This window comes from Streptomyces sp. MBT53, from assembly GCF_016654115.1.
Classification (GTDB): Bacteria; Actinomycetota; Actinomycetes; order Streptomycetales; family Streptomycetaceae; genus Streptomyces.
Genome location: NZ_JAEQAZ010000071.1, coordinates 27,327 through 44,007 on the forward strand (window position 1 = coordinate 27,327; position 16,681 = coordinate 44,007).

At 70.5% G+C, this 16,681-nt stretch carries 18 protein-coding genes; 7 read left to right on the plus strand and 11 right to left on the minus strand.

Annotation, left to right across the window (positions count from 1 at the left end; genetic code table 11):
- Positions 1-10 precede the first annotated feature (10 nt).
- Positions 11-1,066 (minus strand): PP2C family protein-serine/threonine phosphatase, encoded by a 1,056-nt coding sequence (locus JHN45_RS25265; protein ID WP_200712956.1) that lies wholly within the window; start codon positions 1,064-1,066, stop codon positions 11-13.
- A gap of 211 nt (positions 1,067-1,277) precedes the next feature.
- Between JHN45_RS25265 and JHN45_RS25270 the strand changes: the two genes are divergently transcribed.
- The gene (locus tag JHN45_RS25270; RefSeq protein ID WP_307783193.1) at positions 1,278-3,515 is read left to right on the plus strand and encodes an NB-ARC domain-containing protein; all 2,238 of its coding nucleotides are present in this window, start codon (positions 1,278-1,280) and stop codon (positions 3,513-3,515) included.
- Between the two features lie 8 nt (positions 3,516-3,523).
- Here the strand turns inward: JHN45_RS25270 and JHN45_RS25275 are convergent, their stop codons facing one another.
- Together JHN45_RS25275 and JHN45_RS25280 are read right to left on the minus strand one after the other, a co-directional pair.
- Positions 3,524-3,970, minus strand: a complete 447-nt coding sequence (locus JHN45_RS25275) for a nuclear transport factor 2 family protein (RefSeq protein ID WP_201050744.1) — start codon at positions 3,968-3,970, stop codon at positions 3,524-3,526.
- 42 nt (positions 3,971-4,012) lie between these two features.
- Positions 4,013-5,047 carry an MBL fold metallo-hydrolase gene (locus tag JHN45_RS25280; RefSeq protein ID WP_201050745.1) on the minus strand — a complete coding sequence of 345 codons (1,035 nt, stop codon included), beginning with the start codon at positions 5,045-5,047 and terminating at the stop codon, positions 4,013-4,015.
- A 128-nt stretch (positions 5,048-5,175) separates the two neighbouring features.
- On the opposite strand from JHN45_RS25280, the gene JHN45_RS25285 reads away from it, so the two are divergent.
- Both JHN45_RS25285 and JHN45_RS25290 read left to right on the plus strand, forming a co-directional pair.
- Positions 5,176-6,633, plus strand: coding sequence for an aldehyde dehydrogenase (locus JHN45_RS25285; RefSeq protein WP_201050746.1), 1,458 nt, complete (start codon positions 5,176-5,178; stop codon positions 6,631-6,633).
- Between the two features lie 7 nt (positions 6,634-6,640).
- Positions 6,641-6,874 carry a ferredoxin gene (locus tag JHN45_RS25290; RefSeq protein ID WP_019067177.1) on the plus strand — a complete coding sequence of 78 codons (234 nt, stop codon included), beginning with the start codon at positions 6,641-6,643 and terminating at the stop codon, positions 6,872-6,874.
- A 23-nt stretch (positions 6,875-6,897) separates the two neighbouring features.
- Here the strand turns inward: JHN45_RS25290 and JHN45_RS25295 are convergent, their stop codons facing one another.
- The 3 genes from JHN45_RS25295 to JHN45_RS25305 are packed head-to-tail and all read right to left on the minus strand — an operon-like array spanning position 6,898 to position 8,270.
- Entirely contained in the window at positions 6,898-7,341 is a 444-nt protein-coding gene (locus JHN45_RS25295) for a type II toxin-antitoxin system VapC family toxin (protein ID WP_200716238.1), read from the minus strand.
- Positions 7,338-7,607 carry a CopG family transcriptional regulator gene (locus JHN45_RS25300; RefSeq protein WP_200716237.1) on the minus strand — a complete coding sequence of 90 codons (270 nt, stop codon included), beginning with the start codon at positions 7,605-7,607 and terminating at the stop codon, positions 7,338-7,340. Before JHN45_RS25300 ends, JHN45_RS25295 begins: the two co-directional genes overlap by 4 nt.
- 36 nt (positions 7,608-7,643) lie before the next feature.
- Positions 7,644-8,270, minus strand: a complete 627-nt coding sequence (locus JHN45_RS25305; protein WP_200716236.1) for a TetR family transcriptional regulator — start codon at positions 8,268-8,270, stop codon at positions 7,644-7,646.
- A gap of 222 nt (positions 8,271-8,492) precedes the next feature.
- Between JHN45_RS25305 and JHN45_RS25310 the strand changes: the two genes are divergently transcribed.
- Genes JHN45_RS25310 through JHN45_RS25320 form a run of 3 tightly spaced genes read left to right on the plus strand, consistent with a single transcriptional unit; the run spans position 8,493 to position 11,652 of the window.
- Positions 8,493-9,860 carry a glycosyltransferase family 4 protein gene (locus tag JHN45_RS25310; protein WP_201050747.1) on the plus strand — a complete coding sequence of 456 codons (1,368 nt, stop codon included), beginning with the start codon at positions 8,493-8,495 and terminating at the stop codon, positions 9,858-9,860.
- A complete protein-coding gene (locus tag JHN45_RS25315; RefSeq protein ID WP_200716234.1) occupies positions 9,854-10,588 on the plus strand; it encodes a class I SAM-dependent methyltransferase in 735 nt (244 codons plus the stop codon). The genes JHN45_RS25310 and JHN45_RS25315 overlap by 7 nt, the downstream gene beginning before the upstream one ends.
- A complete protein-coding gene (locus tag JHN45_RS25320; RefSeq protein WP_201050748.1) occupies positions 10,585-11,652 on the plus strand; it encodes a prenyltransferase in 1,068 nt (355 codons plus the stop codon). The genes JHN45_RS25315 and JHN45_RS25320 overlap by 4 nt, the downstream gene beginning before the upstream one ends.
- A 122-nt stretch (positions 11,653-11,774) precedes the next feature.
- Here the strand turns inward: JHN45_RS25320 and JHN45_RS25325 are convergent, their stop codons facing one another.
- Entirely contained in the window at positions 11,775-12,065 is a 291-nt protein-coding gene (locus JHN45_RS25325; protein WP_200716241.1) for a hypothetical protein, read from the minus strand.
- Positions 12,066-12,223: 158 nt separating this feature from the next.
- Here JHN45_RS25325 and JHN45_RS25330 point away from each other — a divergent pair, with 158 nt between their 5' ends.
- Positions 12,224-12,793 (plus strand): hypothetical protein, encoded by a 570-nt coding sequence (locus tag JHN45_RS25330; protein WP_200716232.1) that lies wholly within the window; start codon positions 12,224-12,226, stop codon positions 12,791-12,793.
- A gap of 14 nt (positions 12,794-12,807) precedes the next feature.
- Here JHN45_RS25330 and JHN45_RS25335 read toward each other — a convergent pair whose 3' ends face one another.
- The 4 genes from JHN45_RS25335 to JHN45_RS25350 all read right to left on the minus strand — a co-directional run bounded on the left by JHN45_RS25335 (position 12,808) and on the right by JHN45_RS25350 (position 16,639).
- Positions 12,808-13,812, minus strand: coding sequence for an LLM class F420-dependent oxidoreductase (locus JHN45_RS25335; RefSeq protein WP_200716231.1), 1,005 nt, complete (start codon positions 13,810-13,812; stop codon positions 12,808-12,810).
- 117 nt (positions 13,813-13,929) lie between these two features.
- Complete coding sequence (locus JHN45_RS25340; RefSeq protein ID WP_201050749.1) at positions 13,930-14,736, minus strand: DUF5336 domain-containing protein; 807 nt, start codon at positions 14,734-14,736, stop codon at positions 13,930-13,932.
- A gap of 308 nt (positions 14,737-15,044) precedes the next feature.
- Complete coding sequence (locus tag JHN45_RS25345; RefSeq protein ID WP_200716229.1) at positions 15,045-15,569, minus strand: hypothetical protein; 525 nt, start codon at positions 15,567-15,569, stop codon at positions 15,045-15,047.
- 161 nt (positions 15,570-15,730) lie between these two features.
- On the minus strand, positions 15,731-16,639 hold the full coding sequence (locus JHN45_RS25350) for an N-acetylmuramoyl-L-alanine amidase (RefSeq protein ID WP_201050750.1): 909 nt from the start codon (positions 16,637-16,639) through the stop codon (positions 15,731-15,733).
- Between the last annotated feature and the right edge of the window lie 42 nt (positions 16,640-16,681).

Below are 16,681 nucleotides of genomic sequence, written 5' to 3' on the forward strand. Positions count from 1 at the left end.
GGGGCCGGCCTCAGACCGGGGCCGGTGCCACCACTCCCGTCGGCTGGCACAGGACGAGGGCCAGGTCGTCGGTGGGCGGGCCGCCGGCGTGCGCGAGCAACCGGTCGTACAGCGCGTGCAGCGCCCCGTCCGGCGTCGGTTCGCTCAACGCCGTCGCGCACTCGGTGAGCAGGGCGAACGGGGTGCCGTCGAGGGCGCGGGACTCGGTGAGGCCGTCCGTGTAGAGCAGGAGGCGGTCGCCGGGCTGGAGGCGGACCCGGTACTGCCGCGGGTCCGGGCGCAGGCCCAACGGCAGTGCGGGGACCCGGGGTTCGAGGAGTTCGAGCCGGTGCCCGGAGCGCAGGGGCGCCGGATGGCCGCAGTTGACGAGCCGCACCTCGCCGGGACCGAACTCGGCCAGCACCGCCGTGACGAAGTCCTCGGGGCCGAGACCGGGCGCAAGCCGGGCGTCCAGAGCCCTCGCGAGGGTCGCCAAGTCCGGTGCCGTACAGGCGAGTTCACGGAACCCGATGAGCGTGTCGGCCGCCGTCCGCAGCGCGTCGAGCCCGTGCCCGCGCGCGTCCCCGACCAGCACCCGCAGGCCGTACGGCGTCACCGCGAGGTCGTACAGGTCGCCGCCGACCGAGGACTCGCGGTTCGCGCAGTGGTAGCGGGTGCTGACATGGGTGCCGGAGAGGGTGCGGGAGACGGGCCGCAGGATCGCCTCCTGGGTGATCCGGGCCACCTCCCGCGCCTCCGCGAGCCGTTCCCGCAGCCGGCCGCGCTGTCTCGCCGCGTACACGCTGCACACGCAGCCGAGCAGCAGCCCGCCCCAGCGGACGGCGAACCCGGCGTTCAGCTGCGCCCCCGAGCCGAGCCCCGCCGCCAGCGCGAGCAGCACCGTCCAGCAGCAGACCAGGAGCGTACGGCGGGCGCCCAGGAAGGTGGCGGCCATCAGGGGTCCGATCGCCAGCAGCGGCAGGATCGGCTGCACCCGGCCGATCAGCAGCCCCGGCGTGGCCGCCAGCAGGCAGCCGACCGGTGCGACGAGCAAGCGGCGTCCCCCGTCCAGCGCGTTCGTGTCCATCGCGTTCACTCCACGACGATCGCGGAATTCCCGGCTCCGTACCTGCGGCACGGGAGAGTTGACCGGCTCTCGATCACAACTCGTCGTACTAGGGGCGGAAAGTGGTCGAAAAAGGAGGAAGTTCCGCTGCTGCGGCGACTTTTGCGGGCAGCCGTGGGCCGCGTTCCGGGACCGGCGCGTGGAGCCGGTGACGTACGGACACACTGGCCTCGTGCCGGACAGGACTGACCATGGGAACCCAGGCGACTCCAACACCCCCGGGAACCCTGGGAACTCCGACGGGCCCGGGATACCCGGGAATCTGCCGCCCGAGACGCGCAGTTTCGTCGGGCGGCGCGCCGAACTCGCCTGGCTGCGCGCCGCGTTGGACCCGGACCGGGGTCCGGGCGCGGGACCGGTCCGGCCCGTGACCGTCGTCGGGGTCGGCGGGGTCGGCAAGACCCGGCTCGCGCTGCGCGCGGCGGCGCAGGTCCGGGACGCCTACCCCGACGGCGTCTGGCTGACCGAACTCTCCCCCCTGCGCACCTCGGGACTCGTCGATCTCGCCGTCATGGAGACCCTTCGGCTCGCCGACCAGTCGACCCGCCCGGTGATCGAGGTCATCACCGAATGGGCCCACGGCAGAAGGCTGTTGCTCATCCTCGACTCCTGCGAACACGTCCTCGCCGACTGCGCGAGATTCACCGCCGCACTGCGCTCCCGCCTGCCCGGCCTGCGCGTCCTGCTCACCAGCAGGGAACGCCTCGCACTGCCCGGCGAGGAAGTCCTCCACCTCGAACCGCTCCCGGTGGACGGCCGCCCCGGTGCCGACGAGGACGCCGGTGACGCCGTGGCCCTCTTCGCCGAGCGCGCCGCGGCCGCCGGACGCCCCCTGCGCGACGACGACTTGACCGCGCGCGCCACCGCCGTCGCCGTCTGCCGCCGCCTCGACGGCATCCCGCTCGCCCTCGAACTCGCCGCCGCCCGCCTCACCGAGCTGACCCTCGACCAGCTCCACACCCGCCTCGGCGAACGCCTGCCCGCACTCCCGTCCTTACCGGACCCGTCCGCACCGCCGGGCACACCTGTCCCCTCCTCGCCCCTCGACCTGCTCGTCTCCGCCCCCGGCGAACGCCCGCCCCGCCACCAGACCCTGCGCACCGCCATCGGCTGGAGCCACGAGCTGTGCGCGCCGCTCGAACGCCTGCTGTGGGCGCGGCTGTCCGTCTTCAGCGGCGGCTTCTGTCTGGCGGCCGTACGGCAGGTCTGCGCGGGCGGACCGCTGCCCCAGGAGCGGATCGCCGCTCTGCTCGACCGGCTCGTCGCGCAGTCCATCGTGCTGCCCGACCCCGTCATCTCGGCCCGCTTCCGGATGCTCGACACCGTCCGCGAGTACGGCGCCGACTGGCTGCACGCCCTCGGCGAGGAACGCGCCGTACGCCGACGCCACCGCGACCACTACGCCCGCCTCGCCCGCGAGGGCTGCGCCGAGTGGAACACCGGACGGCAGGTCGCCTGGTGCGAGCGCGTGCTGACCGAACACGCCAATCTGCGCACGGCGGTTGATTGCGCGCTCGCCGAGCCGGACGGCGAAAAGTGGTCCACGGCGGTGGAGATGGCGGGCCACGTCGGCTTCCTGTGGCGGCACTGCGGATACCTCCGCGAGGCCCAGCACTGCCTGGACCAGGCCCTTGCCGCCGAGTCGCCGCCCGGCCCCGGCCGCACCCTCGCCCTGTGGTCGCGCGGCGCGGTCGCCATCCTCCAGGGCGACCAGGAGGCGGCGGCCAACTGGGCGGTGCGCTGCGCCGACGCGGCCCGCGAACAGGGTTCCCCGGTCGCCCAGGTCGCCGCCGTCTACCTCAGGGGCGGCCACCTGGCACTCACCGGCCGCCAGGCCGAGGCCATCGACGTCCTCGCCGCGGCACCCCGACTCCCCGTCCAGGACGACGGGTTCGGCGCCGCCCAACTACAGGCCCGGCTCGCACTGTCCCTCGCACATGTGCTGCGCGGCGAGTTCGAACGCGGCCGAGAAGTCGCCGACGAGGTGCGCACGGCGAGCCGGAAACAGGGCGAGTACTGGTGCGGGGCCTTCGCCGACTACCTGATAGCCCAGGCAGACCTCGCGCGCGGCGACATACGCGCCGCGACGAGCGGCGCCCGCACGTCCATCGCAGGCCACGCCCTCCTGCACAACACGGTCGGTGCCGCGATGTCCCTGGACCTCCTGGCCGCCGCCGTCGTCACCGCGGGCGACGCCCACCGCGCCGCCCGCCTCCTGGGCATCGGCACCCGCCTCTGGGAACTCACCGGCCGCGCCCAGATGGACTCCCCGGACCTGATCGCCACCCGCCGCACCTGCGAACTCCGCGTCCGCGAACACCTCGGCGACGCCGCTTACACGACCGGCTACCGCGCGGGCCTGGCAATGACCTACGACGAGGGAATCGCGTACGCGGCCGGCACTCAGTGACGGTGCAGTCAGTGACGCGGGGTGGGCCCGCCGAACGGCAGGAACAGGGTCCGGGTGCCGATCAGCCAACTTCCGTCCACCTGGCGGAAGGTGTCCTCGTAGTGACCTACCTGGACCGGGGGAGCGGCGGTCACCATGCCGCCGTGGTGGCCGTCGACGCGGTACGTCGTGAAGTACGCGGTCGAGATCGCCGTGTCGGGGGAGGTGAGGGTGACCAGGACGTTCGACATCAGGCGGCGCGAGAGCCGCCCTGCCGGGCGGGCGCCGAAGTACTTCCGCAGCGCCTCCCGCCCCTCGACCGCTCTGTCCCCCTCCGGCCACTCCCAGCGGCCGTCCTCCGTGAACAGCCCGGCGACGGTGGACGGTTCACCGAGATCGAGCCGGCGGACGAAGTCCAGGATCACGCGCTCACAGGCACGTTCGGAGAGCAGTCGCTGCAAAGGGTCCAGGTCCATGGGCTTGTTCGTACCAGCCGCGCCCCTCGCCCCACGACCGAATTACACCGCCACGTACGTCACCGGCTCGCTCCCCGTCATGGCCTCCGCCTGGCCCAGTTTCACCAGTCGGCGTAGGTGCGCCTCCGCCTCGGACACCGCGATGTTCCTTGACGGGAAGGGGATTTGGGCCCAGGGACGGTTCCACTCCATGCGCTCGGCGACCTGCCAGGCGGTGAGGGGTTCGGAGAGGAGGGTGAGGAGGCCGGTGAGGCGGTCCTCGTGGTGGGTGAGCAACTCCCGTACGCGGCCCGGCGCGTCGGTGAAGGTGTGCTGGTGGGCCGGGAGTACTTCGGCGGGGGCGAGGCGGCCGATCCGCTCCAGGGAGTCGAGGTAGTCGCCGAGGGGGTCGGCGATCGTCGTGTCGTCCGGGTCCTCGTACAGGCCGATGTGCGGGGTGATCCGGGGGAGGAGGTGGTCGCCGGAGAACAGGCGGCCGTGGCCCGGGAGTTGGGCCGGGTGGTCCTCCTCCAGGTGCAGGCAGACATGGCCCGGCGTGTGGCCCGGGGTCCAGATCGCGCGCAGCCTTCGGCCCGCCAGGTCGAGGAGTTCGCCGGGGACGATCTCCCGGTCGGGCAGCGCGGGCGCGAGGCCGGGGACACTGCGCGGGCGGGCCGCCCGGAGCGGGGCCAGGTGTTCCTCGGGAGCGCCGGCCGCCGCGAGCTTCGCGGTCATGTACGTCAGCCAGCGGCCCGGTTCGGTGGAGCGGGCCCGCCGGACGATCGCCGTGTCCGCCGCGTGCATCGCGAGCCACGCCCCGGACGCCTCGCGCACCCGCCCGGACAGGCCGTGGTGGTCGGGGTGGTGGTGGGTGACGATCACGCCGTGCACCTCGCCGACGTGCGTACCGCAGGCCTCAAGGCCCGTCACGAGCGTGTCCCAGGACGTCGGGTCGTCCCAGCCCGTGTCGACCAGGACCGGGCCGCGGTCGGTGTCGACGACGTAGACGAGTGTGGTCCCAAGTGGGTTGTCGGGGATGGGGACTTCGATGGAACGAACACCGCCGCCGTGGTCGTGGACCTGCCCCGTGGACGTCATGGACTCCCCAATCGCCGCCTTCCGGCCACTATACGTGGACTCCATCGACCGGAACTGGTATTCAGTCCTCGTATCTGATGGATCGTCAGACAGCGATCCAGGCAGCGGGACCGGGGAGGCGTTCGGCCATGACGGAGCTCGTGGAACACCGACAGCTGTTCATCGGCGGGGAGTTGACCGATCCCCTGGGCAAGGACGTCATCGAGGTGATCTCCCCGCACACGGAAGAGGTCATCGGACGCGTCCCGCACGCGTCGCGGGAGGACGTGGACCGCGCGGTAGCCGTGGCCCGCCAGGCCTTCGACGAGGGGCCCTGGCCGCGTATGACCCTCGACGAACGGATCGCGGTCGTCACCCGCATCAAGGACGCGATCGCCGCCCGGTACGAGGAGATCGGCCGCGTCATCTCCTCCGAGAACGGGTCGCCGTACTCCTGGAGCATCCTCGGGCAGGCCCTCGGCGCGATGATGGTGTGGGACGCGGCGATCACCGTCGCGAAGAACTTCACCTACGAGGAGTACCGCGACGGTGTTCTCGGCAAGATCCTCGTACGGCGGGAGCCAGTTGGCGTGGTGGCGGCCGTAGTGCCGTGGAACGTGCCGCAGTTCGTGGCCGCCGCCAAGCTCGCGCCCGCGCTGCTCACCGGCTGCACGGTGATCCTGAAGCCGTCGCCCGAATCGCCCCTGGACGCCTATCTGTTGGGCGAGATCACCAAGGAGGCGGGGCTGCCGGACGGCGTCCTGTCGATCCTCCCCGCCGACCGCGAGGTCAGCGAGTACCTGGTCGGACACCCCGGCATCGACAAGATCTCCTTCACCGGCTCGGTCGCGGCCGGCAAGCGCGTGATGGAGGTCGCCGCCCGTCATCTCACCCGCGTGACACTGGAGTTGGGCGGCAAGTCGGCGGCGATCGTCCTGCCCGACGCGGACATCACGACGTTCGTCCCCGGCATCGTCTCGGCGGCCTGGATGAACAACGGCCAGGCGTGCGTCGCCCAGACCCGCATCCTCGTACCCCGCTCGCGCTACGACGAGTTCGCGGACGCCTTCGCGGCGGCGGCGAGCGCCCTCGTCGTCGGCGACCCGCTCGACCCGGCCACCCAGGTCGGCCCGCTGGTCGCCAAGCGCCAGCAGCAGCGCAACCTCGACTACATCCGCATCGGCCAGGAGGAGGGCGCCAAGATCCTTACGGGCGGCGGCCGTCCACCCGGCCTCGACCGCGGCTGGTACGTGGAGCCGACCCTCTTCGGAGACGTCGACAACTCGATGCGCATCGCCCGCGAGGAGATCTTCGGCCCGGTCATCTGCCTGCTCCCGTACGGCGACGAGACCGAGGCCGTGAAGATCGCGAACGACTCCGACTACGGACTGAGCGGCAGCGTGTGGACGGGCGACATCGCCCACGGCATCGACATCGCCCGCCAGGTCCGCACCGGCACCTACAACGTCAACACCTTCAGCCTCGACATGCTCGGTCCCTTCGGCGGCTACAAGAACAGCGGTCTGGGGCGGGAGTTCGGGCCCGAGGGCTTCTCCGAGTTCCTCGAACACAAGATGATCCACCTGCCCGCCGGCTGGGAGGGGTGACCGGGCGATGGGCGACCGCTGGCAGGTCGAGGTCGACCGGTCCGTCTGCATCGGCTCGGCCCAGTGCGTCCACCAGGCCCCCGACCGCTTCCGCCTCGACTCGGCCATGCAGTCCCACCCGGCCGAACCGGAGACCGACGCCAACGAGCGGATCCTCGCGGCGGCCGAGGGCTGCCCGGTGGAGGCCATCATGATCACGCTGCTGGGCAGCGGGGAGCCGGTGTTCCCGCCGGAGGAGTAAGAGGAGCGTGCGCGGACAGTGGGTCAGCCGTCGGCGTCGTCCGGCAGGATGCGGAAGTGCGTGAAAGCACTGCCGACCGGGCGCACGGTGCGGAAGTCTCTCCGGTCGCGGGTGAGGATGGCGTCGGTGCCGTAGTCGGCGGCCAGGCAGACATTCACGGCGTCGACGAGGTCGAGGTCGAGCGAGTCGTAGCGTGCGCGTACGGCCAGCGCGGCATCCATGAGGTCGGGCGTGACGTCGGCGAGTACGAGACGCATCTGACGTACCCGGGCGGAGAGTGACCCCAGGATGGCGTCGGCCGCGCGACGCCCGGCGCGGCTGGTCGCGACCTGATGTACCTCGGTGAGGGTGAGAGGGGTGGCGACCAGGAGGCTGCACTGGTCCGCCGACTTCCGTGCGGCCTCGTGGTCCGGATCGGAGCGGTTGAAAAGAGTGAGCAGGCCGGACGTATCGGCGACAACGATCACTTGGCACGGTCTCCGTTGCGCCGCTCGCGGGCTTCGTATCCGCCGGTCACGGCGGCGCGAACGTCGTCCCGGGTGATGAGGCCACCCAGGTCAAAGGTCTCCTCGTCGGTGACGAAAGGCTCGTCCCAAACGCGAGTGGAGAGCGCGATGCGGTGGATGCCTTCGCGGATTATCTCGGCTTCCGAGATCCCTCTGCGAGCAGCGGTCTCCTTGATCAGAGCGAGATCCTGCTCGTCCGCGTACACATTGGTGCGCTTCAGTCCCATGTGGACATGGTACAGGTTGTGTACCGCTCGGCGGGATCAGTCGCCGGCCTCTGGATCCGTGAGGTCGATAAGACGGCACACCGTCTCGATGTCGATCTTCACCTGCGCGATCGACGCGCGGCCCGACAGCCAGGTGATCAGGGCCGAGTGCCAGGTGTGCTCGATCACGCGGACGGCGGAGAGCTGCTCCGGCGTCGGATGCTCCAGGCCCATCGCGTCCAGGATGATCACCGTGGTCTGCCGGGAGACCTGGTCGACCTCGGGGGAGACGCTGCGGTCCGCGAAGGTCAGCGCGCGGACCATCGCGTCGGCGAGATGCGGCTCCCGCTGGAGCGCGCGGAAGGCCCGCATCAGGGTCTCCGCGACCCGCTCGGCCGCCGTCTCGCCGCCCGGCGGCTTCTTGCGGAGCGTGCCGTGCATGTGCTCCAACTGGTCCTGCATCGTGGCGACCAGGAGATGCACCTTGGACGGGAAGTACCGGTACAGCGTGCCGAGCGCGACCTGCGAGGACTCCGCGACCTCCCGCATCTGCACGGCGTCGAAACCACCCCGGCTCGCCAACTGCGCGCTCGCGTGCAGGATGCGGCGCCGGCGCGCCTCCTGCCGCTCGGTGAGGGGCGGCGAGGTCCGCGCAGTGGCTTCGGGCTTGGCTTCCACTGGCATGGCTCCCGTTCCGTGACTGCTTCCGTGACTGTCGGTGAGGGCGGGTGATCGGACCGATCATGGCAGGGTCTCGGCCGTGGTGTGAATCACCTGATCCACTTCTCACAGCGCCCGTACCGGCCGGTAGATTCAGAACCTCCTGGACGATCAAGTCTGAAACTTGTTCTAGATTAGCGTCCCGGCGTAATCTCGCGGGACAGTGCAGGCAGAAGGGGGCTCAGAGTGACCGCTGAGGCCAGTCAGGCGGGTCCCCAGGAGGACTCGGCCGCCGACGGCGAGCGACCGCTCCGTATCGCACTCCTCACCTATAAAGGGAACCCGTTCTGCGGCGGCCAGGGCGTCTACGTCCGCCATCTCTCCCGCGAACTGGCCCGCCTCGGACACCGCGTCGAGGTCATCGGCTCCCAGCCGTACCCGGTCCTCGACGAGGGCTACGACGGCATCTCCCTCACCGAGCTGCCCTCGCTCGACCTGTACCGCTCCCCGGACCCCTTCCGCACCCCGAAGCGCGACGAGTACCGGGACTGGATCGACGCGCTCGAAGTAGCGACGATGTGGACCGGCGGCTTCCCGGAACCCCTCACCTTCTCTCTCCGCGCCCGCCGCCATCTCCGCGCCAGACGCGGCGAGTTCGACGTCGTGCACGACAACCAGACGCTGGGTTACGGGTTGTTGGGGGATGTCGGCGCGCCGCTCGTCACGACGATCCATCACCCCATCACCGTGGACCGGCAGTTGGAGCTTGACGCGGCGGAGACCTGGCGCCAACGGATGTCCAAGCGCCGCTGGTACGCCTTCACGCGGATGCAGAAGCGCGTCGCCCGCCGTCTGCCCTCCGTCCTCACCGTCTCCGGCACCTCCCGCCAGGAGATCGTCGACCACCTCGGCGTCCGCGACGACCGCATCCACGTCGTCCACATCGGCGCCGACACCGACCAGTTCTCCCCGGACCCCGCCGTCCCCCAGGTACCGGGCCGGATCGTCACCACGTCCAGCGCGGACGTCCCCCTCAAGGGCCTCGTGTTCCTCGTCGAGGCATTGGCGAAGGTCCGCACCGAACACCCCGACGCCCACCTGATCGTCGTAGGCAAACGCCCCACTGAGGGCCCGGTCGCCCAGGCCGTCGAGCGCTACGGCCTCGAAGGCGCCGTCGAGTTCGTCAAGGGCATTTCCGACGCCGAACTCGTCGACCTGGTCCGCTCGGCGGAGGTCGCGTGCGTGCCCTCGCTGTACGAGGGCTTCTCGCTCCCGGCGGCGGAGGCGATGGCCACGGGGACGCCGCTCGTCGCGACGACCGGCGGGGCGATCCCGGAGGTCGCCGGGCGCGACGGCGAGACGTGCCTGGCGGTGCCGCCGGGGGATCCGGGCGCGCTGGCGACCGCCCTGAGCCGCCTGCTGGCCGACCCGGAGTTGCGGGTACGGCTCGGCCGGGCGGGCCGGGAACGCGTTCTCGCCCGCTTCACCTGGGCCAAGGCCGCCGAGGGCACGGCGGCCAGGTACCGCGAGGCGATCGCGGGCCGTACGACCTCTCCATCCCCCTCTCCGACCAGCGTTACCGGCGTCTATCCCGAAAGCAGGGCCACGTGCTGACCGTCGACTTCTCCCGGTTCCCGCTCGCCCCTGGCGACCGTGTCCTGGACCTCGGGTGCGGTGCCGGGCGGCACGCGTTCGAGTGTTATCGGCGAGGGGCACAGGTCGTCGCCCTCGACCAGAACGCCGAGGAGATCCGCGAGGTCGCCAAGTGGTTCGCGGCGATGAAGGAGGCCGGCGAGGCCCCGGCCGGCGCCACCGCGACCGCGATGGAGGGCGACGCGCTCCAACTCCCGTTCCCCGACGAGTCGTTCGACGTCGTGATCATCTCCGAGGTGATGGAGCACATCCCGGACGACAAGGGCGTGCTCGCCGAGATGGTGCGGGTCCTGAAGCCCGGCGGCCGGATCGCCATCACCGTCCCGCGCTACGGCCCCGAGAAGGTCTGCTGGGCGCTCTCCGACGCCTACCACGAGGTCGAGGGCGGCCACATCCGCATCTACAAGGCGGACGAACTCCTCGCCAAGATCCGCGAGGCGGGCCTCCAGCCGTACGGCACCCATCACGCGCACGGGCTGCACTCGCCGTACTGGTGGCTGAAGTGCGCGTTCGGCGTGGACAACGACAAGGCGCTGCCGGTGCAGGCGTACCACAAGCTCCTGGTCTGGGACATCATGAAGAAACCCCTCGCCACCCGGGTCGCCGAACAGGCGCTCAACCCGCTGATCGGCAAGAGCTTCGTGGCCTACGCGACCAAGCCGCACCTCCCCCTGGCGGAAGCCAAGTGACCGCTCCCCGGACAGAACACCTCGTCCTGCCCGGGGTCCTCACCGCGGAGGAGGCCGCCGCGACCGTCGCCGGCATCCTCGCCGTGCAGCGGGAGGACGGGGCGATCCCGTGGTTCCGGGGCCATCACCTCGACCCGTGGGACCACACCGAGGCCGCGATGGCGCTGGACGCGGCGGGCGAACACGAGGCCGCCGAGCGGGCGTACACCTGGCTCGCCCGGCACCAGAACGAGGACGGCTCCTGGTACGCGGCCTACGCCGACGGCGACGCGCACGACGTCACCGACCGGGGCCGCGAGACCAACTTCGTCGCCTACGTGGCCGTGGGCGTGTGGCACCACTACCTCTCGACCGGCGACGACACGTTCCTGGACCGGCTGTGGCCCACGGTCTACGCGGCGGTCGAGTTCGTCCTCCGGCTCCAGCAGCCGGGCGGGCAGATCGGCTGGAAGCGGGACGCCGACGGCACGGACACGGCCGACGCGCTGCTGACCGGTTCCTCCTCGATCCACCAGGCGCTGCGCTGCGCGCTCGCCATCGCCGAACAGCGCGAAGAGCCGCAGCCCGACTGGGAGTTGGCGGTCGGCGCGCTGCGGCACGCGATCCGCCGCCATCCCGAACGGTTCCTGGACAAGGACCGCTACTCGATGGACTGGTACTACCCGGTCCTGGGCGGCGCGCTGACCGGTACGGAGGCCAAGTCCCGCGTGGAGGAAGGCTGGACCCGCTTCGTCGTGCCCGGGCTCGGGGTGCGGTGCGTCGTCCCCAACCCCTGGGTCACGGGCGGCGAGTCCGCCGAACTCGCCCTCGCGCTGTGGGTGTTGGGCGAGTCCGACCGCGCGTTGGAGATCCTCCAGTCGATACAGCACCTGCGCGATGCGGAGAGCGGGCTGTACTGGACGGGGTACGTCTTCGAGGACGACGCGGTGTGGCCGCGCGAGCTGACGACTTGGACTGCGGGGTCGTTGCTGCTCGCGGTGGCGGCGCTTGGGGGCCACGACGCGACGTGCGCGGTGTTCGGGGCGGAGCTTTTGCCCTTGGGGCTGGATCCGGATTGTTGTTGAGTGCGGGCCGGTGGGGGCTGGCCGCGCAGTTCCCNGCGCCCCTAAAAACTCCGGCTCGCCGTGTCTTTTAGGGGCGCGGGGAACTGCGCGCTCAGCCCCCACCGGCCCGCAGTCGCCAATCCTCAGGAACGGTGTACCCGGTTGGCGATCGCATGCCCGATAAACAGGTACACGATCGCGGCCAGGCCATAGCCGCACACGACCCGCGCCCACGCCTCGTCGAAGGTGAACAGGTCACGGGACCAGCCGGCCAGCCAGTCCGCCGTGCGGTGGACGAACTGCACGAGGTCGTTCGCGCGGTTGGCGTCCAGCAGGTACATCAGGATCCAGAGCCCCAGGATGAGGGCCATGATGTCGGCAATGATCACGATGACATTGCCGGCGGAATTCGAACCACGTCGGTAGGGGGACATGCCAACCGGGTTGCCGCTCCGCCCGCGCTGAAACCAGGCGGCGCGGAAACCAGGCATCGGTGAAACCCGAACGGCGTCCCCCGGGTGGCGCAACCGCCCGGGCCGGGTGAGGCTGCCGGGGTAAGGACACCCACTCGGGGAAAACCCCGGAGGATTCCGTGCCCGTACCGATACGGCGCCTCTTCGTGGCGCTCACCCTGTGCTGCGCCCTGCTCGCCGGTGCCACCGCCTGCGGCAGCGCCACCGAGGACGCCACGCAGAACACCGCGGCCGTCGTGGCAGCCGCCGCCACCCCGAGCCCGAGCACCACCGCCGAGCGCCAGAGGCTCGCCAAGACCCGCTTCGTCGCGAACGCGGGTCTCGCCGCCGGTGCCACCTACCAGTGGATCGTGAAGCCCTGGAAGGCCGGCAAGTTCAAGAAGGGCGCGAGCGGACGCAGGTTCGCCCTCGTCAAGGCTGGTCTCGCGGGCGCGTTCGCGTACAACCGGCTCAAGGCGGCCAAGAAGAACGCCCAGGGCGACCCCACGCTCTCCAAGGCGCTCGCCCCGCTGACCGCCGGCATCGACTCCCTCAAGGATCTGCCGTCCAAGCTCCGCAAGGGCGACTCGACGGACGCGACGGCGAGTTCCTTCGACGACATCATCAACAAGGTCAAGGACGCCGGGAAGAGCGCGGGCGCCGAGGTGTCCGACAAGGTGCCGTCGGCAGGGCAACTCGCGGGCGGTTAAGTCCCCGTCGGTTCCTAGGAGTTGAGCTCCGCCAGCACCCGCAGAGTGTGCGGGTCGGGCGCAAGGGCCAGCAGGTCCGTCACCGGGCCCTTGCGCCACAACTCCAGCCGTTCCGCGATCCGTTCACGCGGGCCGATCAGCGAGATCTCGTCGGCGAACGCGTCCGGCACGGCGAGGACGGCCTCCTCCCGGTGCCCGCCGAGGAACAACTCCTGTATCCGGCGGGCCTCTTCCTCGTACCCCATGCGTGCCATCAGGTCGGCGTGGAAGTTGCGGGCCGCGTGCCCCATCCCGCCGATGTAGAAGCCGAGCATCATCTTCACGGGGAGCAGGCCTTCGGCGACGTCGTCACAGACCTTCACCTGTGTCATGGGTGCCACCAGAAAGCCGTCGCGGAAGTCGGTCGTGCCGTAGACCTCGGGTCGACTCGGCGACCAGTACAACGGCAGCCACCCGTCCGCGATTTGAGCCGTCTGCGCCACGTTCTTCGGCCCCTCGGCGCCCAGCAGGATCGGCAGGTCGGGGCGGAGGGGGTGGGTGATGGACTTGAGCGCCTTGCCGAGCCCGGTCCCGTCCGCGCCCCGGTACGGATGCGCGTGGAACCGCCCGTCCACCTCGACCGGCGCCTCCCGCCGCAGCACCTGCCGTACGACCTCGACGTACTCCCGGGTCGCGGTCAGCGGTGACTTGGGGAACGGCCGCCCGTACCAGCCCTCCACCACCTGCGGCCCCGACAGCCCGAGTCCGAGCATCATCCGGCCGCCCGACAGATGGTCGAGGGTGAGCGCGTGCATCGCGGTGGTGGTCGGCGAGCGGGCCGCCATCTGCGCGACGGCCGTCCCCAGCTTGATCCTTGAGGTCTGCGCGGCGATCCAGGTGAGGGGAGTGAAGGCGTCGGAACCCCACGACTCGGCCGTCCATACGGAGTCGTAGCCGAGCCGTTCGGCCTCCTGGGCCAGCGGCACATGGTCGGCGGAGGGCCCGCGCCCCCAGTACCCGAGTGCGAGACCGAGCCGCATGTCGCCTCCACAGTCAGCAATCTGACGGATCGTCAGCAAGTCGACGGGACGGCTGCGACTGTACGACAACGGCCCCCCACCCGGAAGGGCGAGGGGCCGTGGGAGACGGTGCGGGGCTCAGCCGCGCTGGATCCCGGAGGTGTCCTGCAGCACGCCACGACGGCCGTCCTGCGTCTGCGCGATCAACGCGGCACCGCGCTGCTCGACGGCCAAGTACCAGGTACCGGGCGCGAGTTCGGCGATCGGCGAGGGCGAGCCGTCCTCCCCGAACAGCGGCCGGGCCACCGGCACGGCGAACCAGAACGGCGAGAACTCCCCGCCCGGAGGGGGCGTCGGCTGCGGCTGGGGCTGACCGAACGGCTGCGCCGTCTGAGCCTGCTGCGGCGGCGTGCCGTACGTCGGCTGCGGCGCACCGGCGCCGGCACCCGGGTAGCCGTAACCACCGGGCGGCTGGGCGCCGTAGGGCGCGGGGGCCACGGGCTTGGGGGCCGGAATGAGGGCGACCTGGAGCGCGGGCACCAAGGGGGTGGCGATGGCGGCACCGGCCAGGACCAGGGTGGCGATCAGGCCGAAGATGAGACCGGAGCCGGCGTCGACACCCGAGCCCAACTCGTCGAACGGCCCCACCGGGTCGATGATCGTCCAGAACGCGGTCCACGCGGCGAAGACCGTCAGCGAGACGCCGACCTGACCGAGGTCGAGACCGACGACCTTGCGAGGCTGAGGGAGCGAACGGGCGAGAACGATCAAGGCTGCGCCGATGATGCCGCCGACGTAGGTGCTCATGACCAGGCCAAGGTTGTCCCAGGCGTTGGGGATGTTGCTGCCGGAGCTGTCATAGGTGTCGAGGAACGACGCGATGAACAGCAGCACCGCTGCTCCGATCACCACGCCGTCGCCTCGAGTGAGGGAGCGGATATTCACTTCAGCAAGGTCCTTCAGCTCAGTCGTCTCGTCATCGGTGGAGGCGTCGTTGTCACCGTGCGGCTCTCATGCCCCGGTGTGAGGCGTGTAGGTGACCTCTCATCGTACGGGTGACAGTATCGCTTGCGGGGTTCGGGTGCCTGCCGCTACGGAGCAGGCTTGGTCACCCGCGCAAGACCCTCACGATTCTTCGCGCTGCCTTCTCGTGCCGTGCGCCGTGGGCGGGAGCGTTTGTGACGCGACGAAGCGGCTCGCCGGGAGAGGTCCCGGCGAGCCGCTTCGTGTGCGAGTGAGGGTGTACCGGCCGCTTATCGCTGCGTGTACTTGAAGCAGACACCGATCGGCTTGTAGGCCTTCTTGCCCTTCTGGATGGTGAACGTGTGGCCGTCGAGATACTCCTGCACATCGAACTTCTTGACGGCGTACTTGGTGTAGGCGTCGAGGGTGCCGTACTTGCCGCTCGGTACTTCCTTCGCACCGCTCACCGTGATGCTGTGCGACTTCGTCACGTCCCAGCCGACGCCGGCACTGATCACGCCCTTGGAGGCTTCGATGTGCTTCGAGAGCACAGTGCCGACCGAGCGGGTGTCGTCGATGCGCAGCGTCATCTTGCCGCGCCCGGAAGCCGAGGCGATCACCTGCTTGCCGCACGAGGTCCCGACGGAGTGGACATTGATCAGCCGCTTGAACGGGCCCACGGTCGTGGCCGACTTCACGCTCGCGACGTTCACATGCTCCGCGCCGGGTGCCGCCTGCGCCGACGCCGTCACGCCCAGCAGGCCGACGGACAGTGAAGCGACAACGACCCCGCACCGAACTGTCTGGAGCTTCAAGTGATCCCCCGTGATGTGAGTGGGAAGGCTTCGAATGCCTTCGGTCGAGATCAGTGGATCAGAGCGGGATGTGCTGGTGCAATCGATTTGAGGCAGATCTGAGGGAGATCTGAGGGAGTGGGGGACGGCGGGACGGCGCTGGTGGTGTGCCGTCAGACCGCCTAGCCCGCCAGGAAACTGACGATCCCCTGAGAGATCCCCTGCGCCGCCTTGTGGCGCCAGGCGCCGCTCGTCAGCAGCGCGGCGTCGTTGCTGTCGCGCATGTTGCCGCACTCGATGAACACCTTGGGAACCGTCGACAGATTGAGACCGCCCAGATCCTTGCGGGTGACGAGACCGGTGCCGTCGCCGACGTAGTTGGCGGGGTGCTCGCCCGTCGCGTGGAGGTAGTCGCTCTCGATGCTCCGGCCGAGGGCGGCGGAAGGGGCGACGATGGCACGGGTGTCGGCGGCGCCGGCGTGGACGGAGGCGGGCAGGATCACATGGAAGCCGCGGTCGCCCGCCGGTGCGCCGTCCGCGTGGATGGAGATCGCGGCGTCCGCGTGCGCGTCGTTGCCGATACGGGCGCGCTGGTCGACGCAGGGTCCCCAGGACGGGGAGTGGCCTTCGTGGGTCAACTTCACCGTGGCGCCCTGCATTTCGAGGAGCGCCTTCAGCCGGTAGGACACGTCCATCGTGAACTGGGCTTCCGAGTAACCGGCGTTGGTCGACGTCCCCGTCGTGTCGCATTCCTTCCAGTTCGTTCCGATGTTCACCTTGCGGTTGATCTCGGCGGTGTGCTGGAAGTTGGTGATGTTGTGGCCCGGGTCGATGACGACGACCTTGCCCTTGAGGGGTCTGGGGTTCGGCGGCTTGTCGTCGTTCGAGGCGGTGCCCGAGGGGGACACGGGCGCGCTGGACGCCGACGAACCGGCCGCCGCCCCGCCCGAGTCACCCGGCCCGCCCACCGCCTCGTACACGAACCACCCGATCAGCGCCCCTGGCACCAGCGCGGCCAGCGCCACGGTCAGGGGCCCTCGACGGGAACGGCGGGGCTGCGGAGGATCGAAGTCCGGACCTACGTACGACACGGGAGCCACCCTAACCGTCGGACTGTGCCGGTTTGCCGAAGC